Annotated in this window: 16 protein-coding genes; 6 read left to right on the top strand and 10 right to left on the bottom strand. The window is 70.1% G+C overall.

The genetic code is table 11. From position 1 onward, the window contains the following. Window positions 1-19 precede the first annotated feature (19 nt). Genes arsC through OF380_RS12795 form a run of 3 tightly spaced genes read right to left on the bottom strand, consistent with a single transcriptional unit; the run spans window position 20 to window position 1324 of the window. Window positions 20-445, bottom strand: a complete 426-nt coding sequence (gene arsC / locus OF380_RS12805) for an arsenate reductase (glutaredoxin) (protein WP_264051089.1) — start codon at window positions 443-445, stop codon at window positions 20-22. Continuing rightward, window positions 445-972 (bottom strand): arsenate reductase ArsC, encoded by a 528-nt coding sequence (locus OF380_RS12800; protein ID WP_264051088.1) that lies wholly within the window; start codon window positions 970-972, stop codon window positions 445-447. The genes arsC and OF380_RS12800 overlap by 1 nt, the downstream gene beginning before the upstream one ends. Then, window positions 965-1324, bottom strand: a complete 360-nt coding sequence (locus OF380_RS12795) for an ArsR/SmtB family transcription factor (RefSeq protein ID WP_264051310.1) — start codon at window positions 1322-1324, stop codon at window positions 965-967. Before OF380_RS12795 ends, OF380_RS12800 begins: the two co-directional genes overlap by 8 nt. 50 nt (window positions 1325-1374) lie before the next feature. On the opposite strand from OF380_RS12795, the gene arsH reads away from it, so the two are divergent. Together arsH and OF380_RS28780 are read left to right on the top strand one after the other, a co-directional pair. Next, on the top strand, window positions 1375-2127 hold the full coding sequence (gene arsH / locus OF380_RS12790) for an arsenical resistance protein ArsH (RefSeq protein WP_318784649.1): 753 nt from the start codon (window positions 1375-1377) through the stop codon (window positions 2125-2127). A 248-nt stretch (window positions 2128-2375) separates the two neighbouring features. Next, window positions 2376-2489, top strand: coding sequence for a hypothetical protein (locus tag OF380_RS28780; RefSeq protein WP_404810613.1), 114 nt, complete (start codon window positions 2376-2378; stop codon window positions 2487-2489). Between the two features lie 231 nt (window positions 2490-2720). Here the strand turns inward: OF380_RS28780 and OF380_RS12785 are convergent, their stop codons facing one another. Genes OF380_RS12785 through OF380_RS12770 form a run of 5 tightly spaced genes read right to left on the bottom strand, consistent with a single transcriptional unit; the run spans window position 2721 to window position 6353 of the window. Then, complete coding sequence (locus OF380_RS12785) at window positions 2721-3551, bottom strand: metallophosphoesterase (protein WP_264051087.1); 831 nt, start codon at window positions 3549-3551, stop codon at window positions 2721-2723. Next, the gene (locus OF380_RS28870; RefSeq protein ID WP_449818601.1) at window positions 3551-3904 is read right to left on the bottom strand and encodes a hypothetical protein; all 354 of its coding nucleotides are present in this window, start codon (window positions 3902-3904) and stop codon (window positions 3551-3553) included. The genes OF380_RS12785 and OF380_RS28870 overlap by 1 nt, the downstream gene beginning before the upstream one ends. Further along, window positions 3873-4484, bottom strand: coding sequence for a hypothetical protein (locus OF380_RS12780; protein WP_264051086.1), 612 nt, complete (start codon window positions 4482-4484; stop codon window positions 3873-3875). The genes OF380_RS28870 and OF380_RS12780 overlap by 32 nt, the downstream gene beginning before the upstream one ends. Further along, window positions 4481-4708: a hypothetical protein gene (locus OF380_RS12775; RefSeq protein ID WP_264051085.1), complete on the bottom strand. Its 228-nt coding sequence runs from the start codon at window positions 4706-4708 to the stop codon at window positions 4481-4483. Before OF380_RS12775 ends, OF380_RS12780 begins: the two co-directional genes overlap by 4 nt. Window positions 4709-4721: 13 nt before the next feature. Next, window positions 4722-6353: an AAA family ATPase gene (locus OF380_RS12770; protein WP_264051084.1), complete on the bottom strand. Its 1632-nt coding sequence runs from the start codon at window positions 6351-6353 to the stop codon at window positions 4722-4724. Between the two features lie 250 nt (window positions 6354-6603). Between OF380_RS12770 and OF380_RS12765 the strand changes: the two genes are divergently transcribed. After that, a complete protein-coding gene (locus tag OF380_RS12765) occupies window positions 6604-7233 on the top strand; it encodes a hypothetical protein (RefSeq protein ID WP_056354980.1) in 630 nt (209 codons plus the stop codon). Between the two features lie 45 nt (window positions 7234-7278). On the opposite strand, the gene OF380_RS12760 is transcribed toward OF380_RS12765, so the two are convergent. Together OF380_RS12760 and OF380_RS12755 are read right to left on the bottom strand one after the other, a co-directional pair. After that, entirely contained in the window at window positions 7279-11196 is a 3918-nt protein-coding gene (locus OF380_RS12760; protein WP_264051083.1) for a CHASE domain-containing protein, read from the bottom strand. A gap of 115 nt (window positions 11197-11311) precedes the next feature. Further along, window positions 11312-12181 carry a response regulator gene (locus OF380_RS12755; protein WP_162239187.1) on the bottom strand — a complete coding sequence of 290 codons (870 nt, stop codon included), beginning with the start codon at window positions 12179-12181 and terminating at the stop codon, window positions 11312-11314. Window positions 12182-12375: 194 nt separating this feature from the next. On the opposite strand from OF380_RS12755, the gene OF380_RS12750 reads away from it, so the two are divergent. The 3 genes from OF380_RS12750 to OF380_RS12740 all read left to right on the top strand — a co-directional run bounded on the left by OF380_RS12750 (window position 12376) and on the right by OF380_RS12740 (window position 15492). Beyond that, window positions 12376-13065, top strand: coding sequence for a response regulator (locus tag OF380_RS12750; RefSeq protein ID WP_056354975.1), 690 nt, complete (start codon window positions 12376-12378; stop codon window positions 13063-13065). A 324-nt stretch (window positions 13066-13389) separates the two neighbouring features. After that, window positions 13390-13764, top strand: coding sequence for a hypothetical protein (locus OF380_RS12745; RefSeq protein WP_056354972.1), 375 nt, complete (start codon window positions 13390-13392; stop codon window positions 13762-13764). Between the two features lie 273 nt (window positions 13765-14037). Beyond that, window positions 14038-15492 (top strand): carbohydrate porin, encoded by a 1455-nt coding sequence (locus OF380_RS12740; RefSeq protein ID WP_082487869.1) that lies wholly within the window; start codon window positions 14038-14040, stop codon window positions 15490-15492. The last annotated feature ends 41 nt before the right edge of the window (window positions 15493-15533 follow it).

Below are 15533 nucleotides of genomic sequence, written 5' to 3'. Positions count from 1 at the left end.
CTTGGAGGCTTGGAACGGCTCAGGCGGTGGCGACGCGGCGCCCGTGCGCATCGACGACGCGCTCACCGTCTTCCTTGACGAACTCTCCTTGCTGGGCCGGTAGGAGGTCGAGCACAGCCTCGGAGGGGCGGCAGAGGGCAACGCCCCTCGGGCTGACCACCAAGGGACGGTTGAGCAGGATCGGGTGTTCGGCGATGGCATCCAGAAGCTGGTCGTCCGTGAGGCTTTCGTCGCCGAGGCCGAGTTCGGCGTAGGGCGTGCCCTTCTCGCGGAGGAAGTCGCGGACCCTGATGCCGGCGCGGTCTGCGAGTTGGTGCAGCAACACCCGGTTCGGCGGCGTCTTCAGGTACTCGACCACGTGCGGCTCGATGCCGGCGTTGCGGATGAGGGCCAGAGTGTTGCGCGACGTGCCGCAATCCGGGTTGTGATAGATGACGACGTCCATCACGCGACCTCCGGGCGGGGCGAGGTGGCGCCGGCCTGCTGGCCGATCTCGCGCACCTTGGCGGACAGGGCGACTCCATTGAGACTGGCCAGCGGCAACGCTACGAAGGCCGAGATCCGGTTCTTGAGGTAGCGCTGCGCAGTTACGAAGGCTGTCTTGCACTCCAGGTCCGTCCCCTCGACCGAGGCGGGATCCTCGATGCCCCAGTGCGCCGTCACCGGCTGGCCGGGCCAGTACGGGCAAGCCTCGCCGGCGGCGTTGTCACAGACCGTGAAGACGAAATCCATGACCGGCGCGTCGGGGCGGGCGAACTCGTCCCAGGACTTCGAGCGCAGCCCCTCGGTCGGGTACTCCGTCTCGCTCAGAACCTGAACAGCGAGCGGGTTCACGTCTGTCTTGGGCTGGCTGCCGGCGGAGAAGGCCCGGAAGCGTCCCTGGCCCTCCTTGTTGAGCATGGCCTCCGCCAGGATCGAGCGAGCGGAGTTGCCGGTGCAGAGGAACAGGACGTTGTAGACGCGATCAGGCATGGGCGGTGTCTCCGGTGGGCAAGCAGCAGGCGGCCAGGGCCGCGACGGCGGGGGCGCAGACCTCGGGACGCCCCTGACAGCAATCGCGCATCAGGAATTGGATGAGCCCGGACAGGTCCGGGTAGGCGGCGCTGTAGATGATCGAGCGTCCCTCTCGCCGGGAGGTGACCAGCCCCGCATGGCTGAGCTCCTTCAGGTGGAACGACAGGTTGGTACCCGACACACCGACCGTCTCGGCCAGTACGCCGGCCGCCATCCCTTCGGGGCCAGCGGTGACGAGCTGGCGCACGATGCGCAGCCGATGCTCCTGTCCGAGGGCTGCGAAGGCAGCGACGGCTTGCCGTTCGTCCATCATGATGTCAATATCTCAACCATCGTTGAAACGTAGAGGAATGAAGCGTCTTGGACAAGCCCCAACAGCTCTTCGCCGACGGATTGCCCAACCTCAGCGAGGAGCATTTCGTGGTTCCGACGGCGACCAACCTGCAGGTGCAGGCACCGTTCACCCACGCCCCACGCTTCCTGATCCTGTACGGCTCGCTCCGAGAGCGTTCTTTCAGCCGCTTCCTGGCCTACGAGGCCGCGCGCCTGCTGGAGGCAATGGGCGGCGAGGTGCGGATCTACGACGCGCACAGCTTACCGCTGCCTGATGACGCGACCGCCGACCATCCCAAGGTCCAGGAGCTGCGCAACCTCTCGATCTGGTCCGAGGGGCATGTCTGGGTCAGCCCCGAGCGCCACGGCGCCATGACCGGGGTCATCAAGAGCCAAATCGACTGGCTGCCCCTGTCGGAGGGCTCTGTACGCCTAACACAAGGCCGGACCCTGGCCGTGATGCAGGTCTCGGGCGGCTCGCAGTCGTTCAACGCAGTCAACAACCTGCGCATCCTCGGGCGCTGGATGCGGATGATCACCATACCAAATCAGTCCTCGGTCCCGATGGCCTACAAGGAGTTCGACGAGGCAGGTCGGATGAAGCCCGGTCCGCTCTACGACCGGGTGGTTGACGTTTGCGAGGAGTTGATGAAGTTCACGCTGCTGACTCGCGAGCGGTCAGCCTACCTCGTCGACCGGTATTCAGAGCGCAAGGAACGTGAGCCCGAGCGCCTGAAGGATGTGGCGGTGGACATTGGGTTCGTGAAGCGCGCGCCGTGACGACGCGCGTGCCTTATCGATCCGGTTAAGCGTCGGTCTCGGGGTTAAGCCCATTTGCGTCGAAGGCCGTGTCTAGGTCGCGCCAAGACAACCGTAAGTGGGTTGGATAGCTAGCCGGCTCGACAGGCGCCGCCCCGTTGGATTCATTACTCAACCTGCGGGACAACGACCGCCTGGAGTCTTAGCTCTACGTCCGGCCCAGCACCGTGAAGAAGCGGCCGTTCCGTCCTCAGGTGGGGCAGAAGTACATGCACGTGCGCCTCGCTCCGATCCGGCGGTCGAACGGCACGGTTGAGCAGAACCCGCAGCCCCTGATCACCCCGAAGGGGCTCGACAGGATCCTCGTCGACTTCCCTATGTAGGCAGCCGAGCAAGCACGGAAGGCCGAGGGGAGGCACGAGCCGGACCTCTTCGACGCGAGCGGACCCGAAGATCAGGGCTTAAATTTCAGTTGCGAAAAGTCCGCACACCGTGCGGACCCCTCATCCTATCACGGGTTTACCCCCTGGTAGAGAAGCGAACCATATTTTAGTTCGCTTTTCCTGCACTGCAGATCAGGGCGCCATCCGCGAGGGTGGTGCCCTCTTCCGTTCCTAGATCTCCACCACGAGGCCGCCGTCGAACGCAGGGTTCTCCCGCCCGTCGGCCCACGTGCCGTCCCGCCGCTGGTGAGAGGTGTCGTGCCCTCTCGGGTTGGCCACGACACGGGTCCGACCCACGACGTAGTCGGCGCTCCGATGCACGTGCCCGTGGATCCAGATGTCGGGCGCGCCCGCCCCCTCCATGAGGGCCGACAGGTCGCTGGCGTAGGCCGCGTCGATCGTCTCGCGGACCTCCCCGTGCAGGAGGGAGCGCGCGTTCGGGGCATGGTGGGTGACCACGATCCTTGGGCCGTCCCACTCCGCCGCAAGGGCTTCCTCAACCCTCGCGCGGTGCCGGGCGTGGAGCGCGGCCGCCTCCTGCGGACGGAACGCGGCGGGAACCCCTGCCGCGTCGCGCGTTTGGATCCGCCGGTGATCCCTCATCCCCGTGTGCCGGTCGCCGCATGCCGCCATGGCCGCCGCCCGGGTGCCCTCCCCGCCGATCCTGTAATCGGACCACAGCGTCGCCCCGATAATCTGGACCCGACCCAGGTTCAGGACCTGGCCGAGGTCGAGAAGGCGGATCCCGGCTTCGATCGCGTTCCCCCGAGCCCGCTCAATCTCGTCGGGCATCCTCGTCCCGTAGAAGTCGTGGTTTCCCGGCACATAGATGACGGCCCCGGCGCGCGGGACGACGTGCTCCGCGAGCCAGGGCAGCGCCCTCCGGCACAGCCCGTCGGACACGTCGCCGGCGACGATCGCCACGTCGACGCGCGGCCCCGGCGGCGGGACCCACGGGGAGGCGTCGGCGTGGATGTCGCTCATGATCCAGATCGTCGGCATCACCACCCTCCCTCGCACCACGCGGCCCCGTCCGCCTCGAACCACACCGCGGCCGCCCTCGTGACGACCCGGCCCTCCACCCTGAAACCTGCCTCCTCGATCCGGTACCGGAGCCGGCTCGCGTCCCCTGTGCGGGACACACCCTCGATCGTGCCGGCTGCCCAGGCGTGGACGTCCCTCGCCCCCGTCCGCAGGCACCGCAATCGGGACGCCTCCGACGCCCGGAACCGCACGCCCGAGAGGGCGATCGCCGGGGCGTGGGCGACGACCCGGCCGCGCTCGCGGACGCTCCAGAGACGTCGCGACCTGTTCCAGTAGACGTCAGTCACCGGTCGGCAGGCGCCCACCGGCATGGCGCTCGCAGAGGCATCGGAGCCACCCGCCCTTCCGGATCCTGCCCGGGGACCCGCAGTCCTCGCAGATGTGGGCGGACAGGTGCTCGATCGCGTCGATGATGTCGTCGACGGTTTCGGACGTGTCGCCCTCGACGTACCAGCGCGCCGAGCCGTACTTCTCCTTCGCGTCGACGGTCCTGAAATCGCGGGGGAGCCCGGCGTCCTTGACCGCCTGAGCGCCCGCCTCCCACAGCCAGGACCACCCCGGCCCCGTAGCCGGCCCCGTCGGTCCGAAGACACGCCGGTACCGACGCGCCAAGCGCTCGCTCCAGTCCTTGGCGCAGCGCGGCGCCCCGTCCGCCCAGCGGAACGCCGTGGCCAGCGACAGGACGTCAAGGAGGAGCGGGCCGGCCGGCGGCCACATGATGACGCCACCGTGCGCTGGCGTTCGCTCGCGCTCGCAGGAGAGGAGCGGGCCGTCCCATCGGACACGGGGCCCGTGGACGGTCGGCTCGACGGCCCGGACGGTGACGCTGTCGGCGCCGCGGTGACCCTGCAACGCGCGCCCGGCGATCGTGAGGAATTCAGACGCGATCACGGGGCGGGCTCCGGAGGCAGGGGGGCGAAGAAGTAGGTGACACCCTCGACCTCGGACGCGAGGCGAAGGCCGATGGCGGGGTCGAGCCGCCCGGCCGCGACGAGGCGGCCGATCCGGATGACGCGGGCCCGGCAGCCGCGGCCGACCAGGCTGCAGATGCGGCCGGCTTCCCACGCGTCCCGGATCCGGGCCGCAATGAGGGCGAAGGTGTCCGACGTCTCCATCTCGCCCTCCCTCTCAGTTCGGAAGGCGGCGAGCTTCGACCTCGCGCGAGGCCACGACCGCCTCGACCATCCTCCTCAGCGGCCGCATGCTCCCCCCTACCCAGGGGATCATCCCGAGCTCCTCGGGGTCGAGGTCCGGGCACCAGGCCGCATCCAGCCCCCGGTCCCGTCGGATCTCCGCGAGGATCCCGGCCGCCACCACCGGCAGGTCCTCCGCCCGCGGGGCCGGCCATTCCAGGATCTGGCACCTGTCGAGCAGCGCCGTGGAGACGCCCCGGAGGGAGTTCGCCGTCAGGACGTAGGAGACTGCGCTGAGGTCCAGTGCCGTCTCGAAAGCCGGGTCGTGGATCGCCCGGGCGGTGGATCCCCGTTCGAGGAAGGGGAGGATCGTCTCGTCGAGCCTGCCCCACCGCCGGTCGTTGCCCGCCTTCTCGACCTCGTCGATGACGATGCCGTGGCTCGCCTTCCCATGGCGAAGGCAGCCCTGCGCTGGCGTCGACGGGCGCCACGACCCCCACTGACGAGATGTGCCCGCCCAGGCACCTCCGTCCATGGTCCCAGCAGCCCCAAAGACGGTGACGTCCAGCCCGGCCGTCTCGATCACCGCACGGGCGAAGGCCGTCTTCCCGCAGCCGGGAGGGCTGACGAGGATGCGCGGCCGCAGCGCGGCGTAGGGCGAGCCGACGAAGTCGCTGGCGAACACGTCGACGACTTCGTCGGCCCACGGGAACAGGCCCCGCAGCCGAGCGGCGAAGGCGGCCGGGTCCGGCGCCGGGGTGAGGGGCATGCCCTTCCCGGCCCAAGGCTCCGCGATCGCGCGCGGGGAGTCCCCCCGGTCCGAGACGGACTTCGAGGGCTGGGGCAGGTGGTCCATCGTCGGGAAGACCACGAGCGTCCGGCCGGGCGCCTCCTCCGCCTTGGCCTTCGCCTGCCCCAGGATGAGGTCGAGGTCCGCAAGGTCGGACGGCGGCGGCGCGATCATCCCGACGCCGCCCCTGAGGATGTCGTGCTCGTCCTCCACCATGCGGTCTGCCGTCTCGAAGGCCGTCATCGCCGCCAGCCAGAGGCCAGCCCGGACGTCGAAGGCCTCCAGGAACTGGTAGAGGGGTCCCTGCGCGAGCTCGGCGTTATCCCCGCGACCGTGCTCGGCCTCCTCTGCCCGGAACAGCGCGTGCCTAAGGTAGAGGAACGCCCTGTCGAGGCGCCCGGTCTGCACAGCGAGGTGTGCGGACGCGAGCGCCTGCGAGGCGATCCGGGCCGCCGACACGCGGCATCCGAGCTCCGCAAGGTGGAACGGGAGGACGTCGGCCGCAGCCTGGAGCTCGGGGCACGCCCCGCGGGGCAGGTCCCGGCGCAGCGCCTCCTTGTAGAGGATGCGCTCAAGCCTCGTGGTCGTCACGACGTTCGCGGCGACGATCGCCCGCTCGATGGCGCGGGCGCACGGCCGGCTGAGGCGATGGCGGAGCAGCGGCCTGAGAACGGAGCGGAGGTCGGTGACGACGCACCACGACTGCATCTCCCCGCCGGCGAGGCGCTGCACCCGGGGGAGCGGCACCTTCGTCTTGCGCGCTCCGGCGAGCTTCGAGGGGTCGAGCATGGCGGCGCGCACGGACGCAGCCGCGGCGGCGGAGAGCTTCTCGGACATTGGGGGGGCTCACAGGATCGAACGGAGGGCGCGCGCGAAGGGGCGCTGAGCTGGGCTCAGGCGGTGCGAGCTATCCGTTTCAAGATCGAGCGAGCGTTCACGGCGGGGATCCCAGGAGGTGAGAGGCCACCCTGCCCTGGCCAGACCGGGCGGGCAACCGGCTTCCGATGGGCGTTCCGAACAGGGTGTGGACAGCCCTAGTGAGGTCGCTCTAATCCGTTCCATCTGCGGCCTCGGAGCCGGAAGCCGAATGGTCCAGGACGCCGCGAAGTATGCGCTGCAGCCCGCATTGGCAGAGAGCAACTTGGTTGTCGGCGAGCACTTTTCGGCTTGGTGCGAGGAGCGGGCCTACAGCCCGATCATCGAGCTCGCGTGCATGCCGGACGCGGTCTCGACGATGTTGGCGAAGGCCGGCGTGGCGTTGTGGGAGGCGGCGCAGGCGGAGGCCGCGGCCGTCCTGGAAGGCGAGCGGCGGCGGATGGCGGAGGCCGTCGCGACCGAACGGGAGCTCCGGAACGAGGCGCTCGGCATGGTGGATGCGCGCGAGGCCGTGATCGAGGGGCTTCGTGCCGAGATCGCACGGCATGCGGCCGAGCTCGACGCGTCGCGGAGGAAGGTGGCCACGGTGCGCGCGCGGGAGTTCTGGCTGCGGGTGGTTCAGGAGGTCTGGGAGATCCTGCCGGAGCAGGGCTCGCTGCACGTCAACGAGATCACGATGCGGATCGGTGCCGACCTGGTGCAGGAGGCCGAGAGGCACAGGCAGGTCTGGGACGTCGCGACGGTCAGGGGGGGCATCGACGAGCGGAGGTATAAGCGGCGCATGTTCGTGAGCGAAGGCGGCGGGCGCTACCGCAGGCGCAGGCCGGAGGATGCGGTCTGAGCCGGGCAGGTCGAAGGCCGGAGATTTACTACAGCACGCCCGATCCTAGCTTGCCGCCGCCTCCCGGGCGGATGCGGAGGTATGCTCCGCCGTGTGGGGGCGATCAGTCCCGTCGATGCCACGGGAGAGCTCCTCGGCGAGGACGACGGCATCGTCGGACAGTCGCCGGACCTGCTCCAGGAGCAGCCCGAACACCTCGACGCCCTCGCGGTCGAGCCGATCCTCGCCGCAGCATTCGAGCGCATGGCAGGCGGTTGCCAGGTCCACGAAGCCCATCATCCCCGTCGCCGAGGAGAGCGAGTGGGCGCGATGGCGCAACCAGGACCGGGCGTCGAACATGGCTGCGTCGCCCTGGAAGCTCGTGCGGAGCTCCGCGATGAGCAGGTGCAGGACCTCGTGAAGGCGGTTCGGCTTGAGGTACCGGCCGATCTGCTCGTAGATCGAGCGGTCGAACGAGGCGGGCACCCGACGTTCGACGGGAACGCCCGATGCCGAGGTGCCGGCGCCGAGCCAGCGTTCGATGGTGGCGAAGAGCGCCTCCCGTTCGAAGGGCTTTCCGACGTGGTCGTCCATGCCGGCCTCGCGGAAGGCGCGGACCTGCTCGGGCAGCACGTTCGCCGTCATCGCGATTACGGGGATCGTCGCCGTCGGGAGCTTGGAATGCCGGATCGCACGCGTCGCCGACATCCCGTCCATCCCGGGCATCTGCACGTCCATGAGGACGAGGTCGAAGCCGCCGGCCGCGACCGCCGCGACCGCCGTCGCGCCTTCGCCCGCGACCTCGACGTCATGTCCCGCACCGGTCAGGACGGCCTTGGCCAGCTCCAGGTTGATGGGGGAGTCGTCGACGAGGAGCAGGCGCCCCTTCCGTCGGGCGACCGATGCCGCGGGAACCGTCGCCTGTCCGTCGGGCGCGTCCGCCAACGGAAGCGTGACGCTGAACCAGAAGCTCGATCCGCGCCCGGTGTCGGAGCCGACGCCGATCTCGCCGCCCATGAGCTCGACGAGGCTCCTGCTGATGGCGAGGCCGAGCCCCGTGCCGCCGTAGTCCCGGCCGATGGAGCCGTCGACCTGGCTGAAGCGCTGGAACAGGCGCTTGCGCTTCTCCTCCGGGATGCCGATGCCCGTGTCGGTCACCCGCAGGCGGAGCACCCGCTCCGCCGGCCCCGCCGGTTCCGAACTCACGTCGAGGGTGACGGAGCCGGCCTTGGTGAACTTCACGGCATTGTTGAGCAGGTTCAGCAGCACCTGCCGCAGGCGGCCCTCGTCGCCCAGAACCCAACCGGGCAGGTCCGGGCCGAGGCTCGTCCGGAGTTGCAGGCCCTTGGTCTCGGCCTGTGCCCGGACGATGGACGTGCAGGCATCCAGGAGGCTCGACAGCGCGAAGGGCCTCGGAGCGAGCTCGACCGCGCCGGCCTCGACCTTGGAGAAGTCGAGGATGTCGTTGACGATGGCGAGGAGCGCCGCGCCGGACGCGCGCACGAGGTCGGCGTGCCGGTGCAGGTCTGGGGCGAGCCGGTCCGATGCCAGCATCAGGTCGGTGAAGCCGATGATGGCGTTGAGGGGCGTACGGATCTCGTGGCTCATCGAGGCGAGGAAGTCGGTTTTGGCCTGGTTGGCCCTCTCGGCATCGGAGCGCGCGGCCTCCGCCTGCGCCTTGGCTTCGCCCAGCGCGATCTCCGCGAGCTTGCGCGGCGTCACGTCCAGCGTCAGGCCGAGGACCTTCGACGTCCTGCCGTCGGCGTCGGTCTCGACGCGACCCATGGCCGAGATCCAGCGCAGGCCACCGTTGGGGAGCGGGATGCGGAACTCGGTCGTGTAGCTCCCGCCGGTCTCGACGGCCGCGCCGAGGTCGGCGAGGACGTGCCCGACGTCGGCCGGGTGCGCCAGCGGGCGCCAGCCGCGCTCCACGTCGATCTCGGTCTCCGCGTCCGGCAGGCCGTGCTGGCGGGCGCATTCGGCGGAGAGACGGACGAGGCCGGTCGCGACGTCGTAGCTCCAGGTGCCGGCGTTGGCCGCCTTCATCTCGGCCTCGTGGCGGCGCCGCTCGGACAGGTCCATCGCGATGCCCAGGTAGCCGAGGTCCCGGCCGTCGGCCGTCCTCAGCAGGCTGACGTTGAGGAGCACGGGATGTCGCTCCCCGGCCTTGGTGACGTAGGTCCACTCCGCCGTCTCCGGCATGCCTCGCCGGGCACGGGCGACGAAGACCTCGAAGCCGGGCTCCACCCGCTCCCCGAGGGCGGCGGACAGTTCGGCCGCGCGATCAGCGACCTCGCGCGGGTCGTGGAACAGTCCGGGCGTCGCGGTTCCGACGAGTTCGCCGGCCGCATAGCCGAGCATCCGTTCCGCCGCCGGGTTGAACAGGCTGATCGTCCCGTCCAGATCGGTCGCGATGACCGCGTATCCGGCATGCCGGAGGATCGCGTCCTGCCAGGCCGAGGCGGCCCGGAGTTGCGAGGTCCGTTCCGCGACCTGGCGTTCCAGGGACGCGTTGAGCGTGCGGATCTCCTCCTCCGCGGCGAGTTGGGCGCCGATGTCCCGGATGACGGTGGCGACGCCGACGGTCTCCCCGCGCGGGGAACGGATCGGCGAGACCGTGACGAGGACGGGTACGGCATTGCCGTCGCGATGGAGCCGCAACGTGGACAGCGGGGCGACCGGCTTCCCGAGACGCACGCGATCCAGGGTTTCGCGCTCCTCCGCCCGCAGGTGCGGCGGCACGACGAGGTCACGTGCGTTGCGTCCGATGGCCTCGGGGGCCGTGAAGCCGAAGAGGCGCTCGGCCGCCGGGTTCCAGTCCGTGACGGTCCCGTCGAGCGTCTTGCCGACGATGGCGTCCTCCGCGTTCTCGACGATGGCCGCCAGGCGGCTCCTCTCGACCCCGGCGAGAACCTCGCGCCGACGTCCGGTCAACCGGAGATGGGCGATGCCGGCGAACATCAGCATGGCGACCAGGACGGTGCCGCCGGCGGTGGCCGGTGAGGTCAGGTTCAGCCCGGATACGAACGGGGGCAGCGCCCGGACCTCCAGGTCCCAGGATCGCCCGAACACCGCGACGGTCCTGCGCCGGACCAGGGCCGGGTCGACCGAGGCGAGCGCGTCGCCCGTGCCGTAGAACCGGGTAAGCGCCTCGGGCGTCGCGTCCGAGATCGCCAGGTCCAGCTCGACGAGGTTCAGGTCCAGGCCGGCGAGTACCTCGTCGATGACGAGGGGCGCATAGGCCCATCCGATCGTCCGGGCCCGTCGTTCGGCGACCGTCGCCCCCCTCGGGTCCATCCGGGCGATCGGGAGGTAGAGCAGGAGACCTCGCTCGCGCAAGCCGCTGGCCTGCACCAGGGTGATGGGCGCGGTCAGCGTGGCCTGGCCGGTCTCCATCGCGGCGAGCGCCGCGCCCCTGCGATGGTCCTCGGAGGCGACGTCGAGGCCGATGGCGGGACGGTTGGGCTCCACGGGCTCCAGGTACTGGATCACGTAGCGCTCGCCGGGGTGCGGGGTGATCTGGCGGAGGGCGAAGTCCGGTGCGCCGTCGCGGCGCGCGGCTTCCAGGAACGCGGCCTCCCGTGCGGGATCGACGCGGCGGATGAAGCCGAAGCCGCGGGTCCCGGGGAACTCGCGGTCGATGTCGCGGGTCAGGCTGTAGTCCCTGAAGCGGCCCCGTGTGATCCCGTCCTCGCCGGCGGCCACGATGGCTCCCCGCGCGCCGCGGAGCCCGTATTCGTACTTCGCCATGCGTTCGGAGATCACCGATGCCACCCGGAGCACGGCCACGTCCAGCCGCTCCGCGGTGACCCTGGCGTTGCTCGCCTCCTTCCAGGCCGCGGTCGCGCAAGCCAGGACGAGGCCCAGGACGACCAGCGCAACCAAGGCGACGCCCGGTGCCGGGCTCGCGGTCCGCATGCCGGGATGCCAGGTGGAACCCGGCGCGTCCGTGTCGTCTGCCTGCGGCGTCGCGGACCCGGTCATCAACTTCATCCCCCGAAGGCCCGGCTCCCGCCGGACGCGTTCCGATATCCGTCCGGTCGCGCCTTGTCCCCTACGCGTTACGGGCACGGAAGTCCTCGCGATATCCCGCGCACCCTCAGGCGCGTTGCCAGGACAGGGACCTCAGGCCCTTCCGGCCGAAACGCGGGTCGCCGGTGACCTCGCGTCCGACCCACGGCGGCAGGTCGAGTTCCTGCGCCTCGTCGCGCAGCTCGACCTCGGCGAGGACGAGACCGGCGAGACGCCCCTCGTACACGTCCACCTCCCAGGTCACGCCGCCATGGGGAACGAGGTGGCGGACCTTGACGACCGGTTCGCCCGCGAGCCCGGAGCCGAGAAGCACCTCGGCCTGCGCCGACGGGATCTCGTACTCGAACTCCGAGCGCCGCATGCCTTCCCGCGGTCCCTTCACCGTGAGCCACGCGCGCTCGCCGGCCCGGCGCACGCGTACCTTGATGCCGTGGAGTTCGCCGAGGATCCCGTCGGTGAGTTGGCGCCAGCCGGTCGCGGCCTCCATCCAGCCGTCGTCGGTCACGACGAACCTGCGCTCGATCTCGGCATGCAGCGACCAGGTCTCCGCCATCATCCGGGCGGCCGATGCGCCCATCGCGATCCGGAGCATGCCGACGAGGCCGCCCACCGGGTAGGGCTTCGGCAGGAAGCGGGACCCGGGCACCATCGATTGCACCCTGAGGGCCCGCGCCGACATGTAGAGGACGGGCAGGTACGGGCGCTGCGCCCGCGCCTCGACCGCCAGGAAGAGGCCGTCGATGGAGCCGGGCATGTGCACGTCGGTGACGAGGGCGTCCGCCCGTTCTCCAAGGGCGAGGTACTCCAGGGCCGACAACCCGTCCCCGTGCGGCATCGCCAGGTAGCCCGCCCTGGCGAGTTCCGCGACCACGAGGCTGCGGGCGACCGGGTCGTCCTCGGCCACGACGACGACGGCGGGTCTGGCACGCTGGCTCATGGAAGGCGTCTCCGGCTCGGCACGCCGCGGCCCGGGGAAATCCCGGATCCGTGATGCGTATTCGATGCTACGAAGTCCTCGCCGCATGGCCATTAGTCCGGTCGAGCTGGTATCATGCCGCGAATAGGCCATCCGGACTATCGTCGCGGCTCCGGGCCGCCCGCATCCCAACCGGACAGCGTACGGGGGAACCGATGTCATCTCCCGGGCAAGCCGTCATCGCCGACGACGACCCTTTCTTCCGGATCGCGCTGGCGGCCGTCCTGACGACGCGGCTCGGCTTCGAGGCGGTGCATGAGACCGGCTCGCTCGACGAGGCGCTGGAAGCCCTTGCCGAAAGGCCGATGGTGCGGTTCGCCCTGTTCGACCTGGCGATGCCGGGCATGGCGGGTGCCGAAAGCCTCTCCGCGGTCCGGGAATGCCATCCGGAGGTCCTGACCGTCGTCGTGTCGGGCTCGACGCGTCGCGAGGACGTCTTCATGGCCTTGCGGGCCGGCGTCCACGGCTTCGTCCCGAAGGGGCCGACCGTCGAGGCCTTGGCCGAAGCGCTTCGCATGGTGCTCGACGGGTTCGTCTACGTGCCCTCCTTCGTCACGCATGTGGGCACCGGGGAGGGAGGGGCGTTCCCCGGCGACCCCGCCCGGATCGCGGGGCGCCCCGACGCCATGGCGAACCTGACCCCGCGCCAGCGCCAGGTCCTCGACCTCATCGTGTCGGGCCGATCGAACAAGGAGATCGCGCGCACGCTCGTCCTCGGGGAAGGTACGGTGAAGATCCACGTGGCAACCTTGCTCCGGGTTCTGGGCGTGCCGAACCGCTCCGCGGCCGCCGCCTGGGGCGGCGCCAACCTCGGTCGTCCGAGGGCGTCCCGGATCGCTCGCTAGGCCGTGCGGCCTATCGGGCCGCCCATCCGGACGAGGTGACGGCGCGGGTCCGTCCGTGGACGATGGCGGTCATCGATGCGAACGAACCGAAGCGCCATGGTCCACATCCCGATCCCACATTCCCCGGTCGCCGCCGGCCTCGGTCCCTACCCCGGGCCCGACGCTCCGGCCCTGCCGCCGGGCCTGGTGCCCACGGATGGGCCGATCGCCTCGCCGGTGGTACCGGACGCGTCCTCCGGACCGGGGTGGGAAGAGGCCGGTTCCAGCGAGCGGCAAAAGGCCGTCCGGGCGGGCCTCCACCCACCTTGCGATGCGCGGTGACCCATGCCCGGACACAATCACGGACATGCCGCAGCGGATGGCCCGCTCGTCTTCGATCCGACGATCCATGGACAGGTCACGGCCCTCCTGGGGGGCGACCGAACCCGTTCGCTGCTCCTGATGCTGCGATCCCTCGTCATGATGCTGGCCGGGCTGGGGGATGCCTCGCTCCTATCGCCGGCGGGACTGGCATCGATCCACCGCCTGAAGTCGGAGGCCGGCCTCATGGGCTTCGTCCGCTTGTCGGAAGCCTGCGCCGCGTTCGATGAACCGGGCCAAGGGACGTCGCCCCATGGTCGGGGCATCGCCGAGCTGCGCTCCGCCATCGCCGCGACGTTGCTGGTCACCGGTGAATTGATGGGATCCGTCGAGGATTGATCCAGGTGGGGAAACGCACGGATGCGCCCCGACGCGGGCGAAACCCCGACGCGGGATCCTCCCGTCCGGAAGCCACGCCGCCTTTCGCCCGGCCCATATCGCGACCGCCTTCGTTGGTCCATAACCGGTCCGGCGTGGAACATGCGTCCCATGACGGCGGCGCCGACGCCTCCGAAACCTGAACGGGCGCCAGGTAACCCCGAAGGCTTGCGGAGGATGCCGGGTTCCTTGCGACGCTACCATCGCCGCCTTCTCATCGGGCTCGCCCTTGCGATGGGTTCCCAGGCCGTTTCCGGTCAGGACCTCATCGGTGACGCGGCGCGGATCGCGCGTGAAACGCCGTTCCTGCGCAACCTGCGTGGCGCGGGCGGCGATCCGCAAACCTCGGTCGCCCAGCCCGACACCTCCGCCAAGCCCTCGGCCAACCTGACGACGTCGATCCAGGACCAACTCGGATCCTATGGTGACCCCTATGGGATGCGCAGCTTCCTCCAGGGGAAGGGCATCTCCTACAGCCTGACCTTCATCGGCGAGAGCTTCGGAAACGTCACCGGCGGCTCGCGCCGCGGCGGCATCTACGAGGGGCGACTGGACTTCCAGTTCGACGCCGACCTCGACAGGCTTCTGGGCTGGCAGGGCGCGAGCTTCCACGCGAACCTGTTCCAGATCCACGGCACGGGCCTGTCGCGCTACTACGTCAACAACTTCATCACCGTCAGCGCCATCGAGGCCCTGCCGTCCTCGCGCCTGTACGAGCTCTGGTTCGAGCAGAAGCTGTTCGACGACCAGCTCAGCCTGCGCATCGGCCAGCTTGCCAGCGACACGGAGTTCGCGGTGAGCCAGACCGGCACGCTGTTCGTCAACTCGACCTTCGGATGGCCCAACATCATGGCGGTCATCCTGCCGAGCGGCGGCCCGATCTACCCGCTGGCGACGCCGGGCGTCCGGGCCAAGTACGTGCCGAACAAGAACCTCTCCCTGCAGGCGGGCGTCTACAACGGCGATCCCTCCGGCGCGGCACGGGAAGACAACGACCCGGACCCGCAGCGCCGCAACCGCACGGGCACGAACTTCCGGACGAACGACCCTGCCCTGGTGATCGCCGAGGCGGCCTACGCCTACGGCCTTGAGGCGGACGACAACCTTGAGCCCGGCACAGTCACGCTCGGCGGCTGGTATCATTTCGGCCGCTTCGACGGCCTGCGCGACGACCGTGAAGGCCGGCCCCTGGCCGATCCCGCCAGCTCCGGCATCGCCCGGCGATTCCGTGGCAACAACGGCATCTACGGGATGATCGACCAGACGATCTACCGTGAGCCCGACGACCCGAACGACGGCGCCAGCGTGTTCGTGCGCGTGTCGTCCTCGCCGACGGACCGCAACCTGCTCGACGTCTACTTCGATGCCGGCATCGGCTACAAAGGCCTGTTCCCGGGGCGCTCCGACGACACCATCGGCGTCGCCTTCGCTCTCAGCAAGATCTCGGACGGAGCGCGCGGCCTCGACACCGATGCCATTCTCCTGGGCGGAGTCCCCGGACCGCGGCGCAGCAGCGAGGCGGTGCTGGAGGCGACCTACCAGGCGGTGCTCGGACCCGGCGTGACGCTGCAGCCGGACTTCCAGTATGTGTTCCGGCCGAACGGTGGGGTGGCCAACCCACGCGACCCGACCGGAGCCCGGATCGGGAACGCGGCCGTCTTCGGTCTGCGCGCCACCATCCGCTACTGAGGCCGGCGCCGGACACGGATGGCGCGCATGCCCCCGGAGGC

The organism is Methylobacterium sp. FF17 (assembly GCF_025813715.1).
In the GTDB taxonomy this organism is placed as follows: Bacteria; Pseudomonadota; Alphaproteobacteria; order Rhizobiales; family Beijerinckiaceae; genus Methylobacterium; species Methylobacterium flocculans.
Note: the sequence above shows the minus strand (reverse complement) of the source record. Positions and strands in the feature narration are given on the sequence as shown.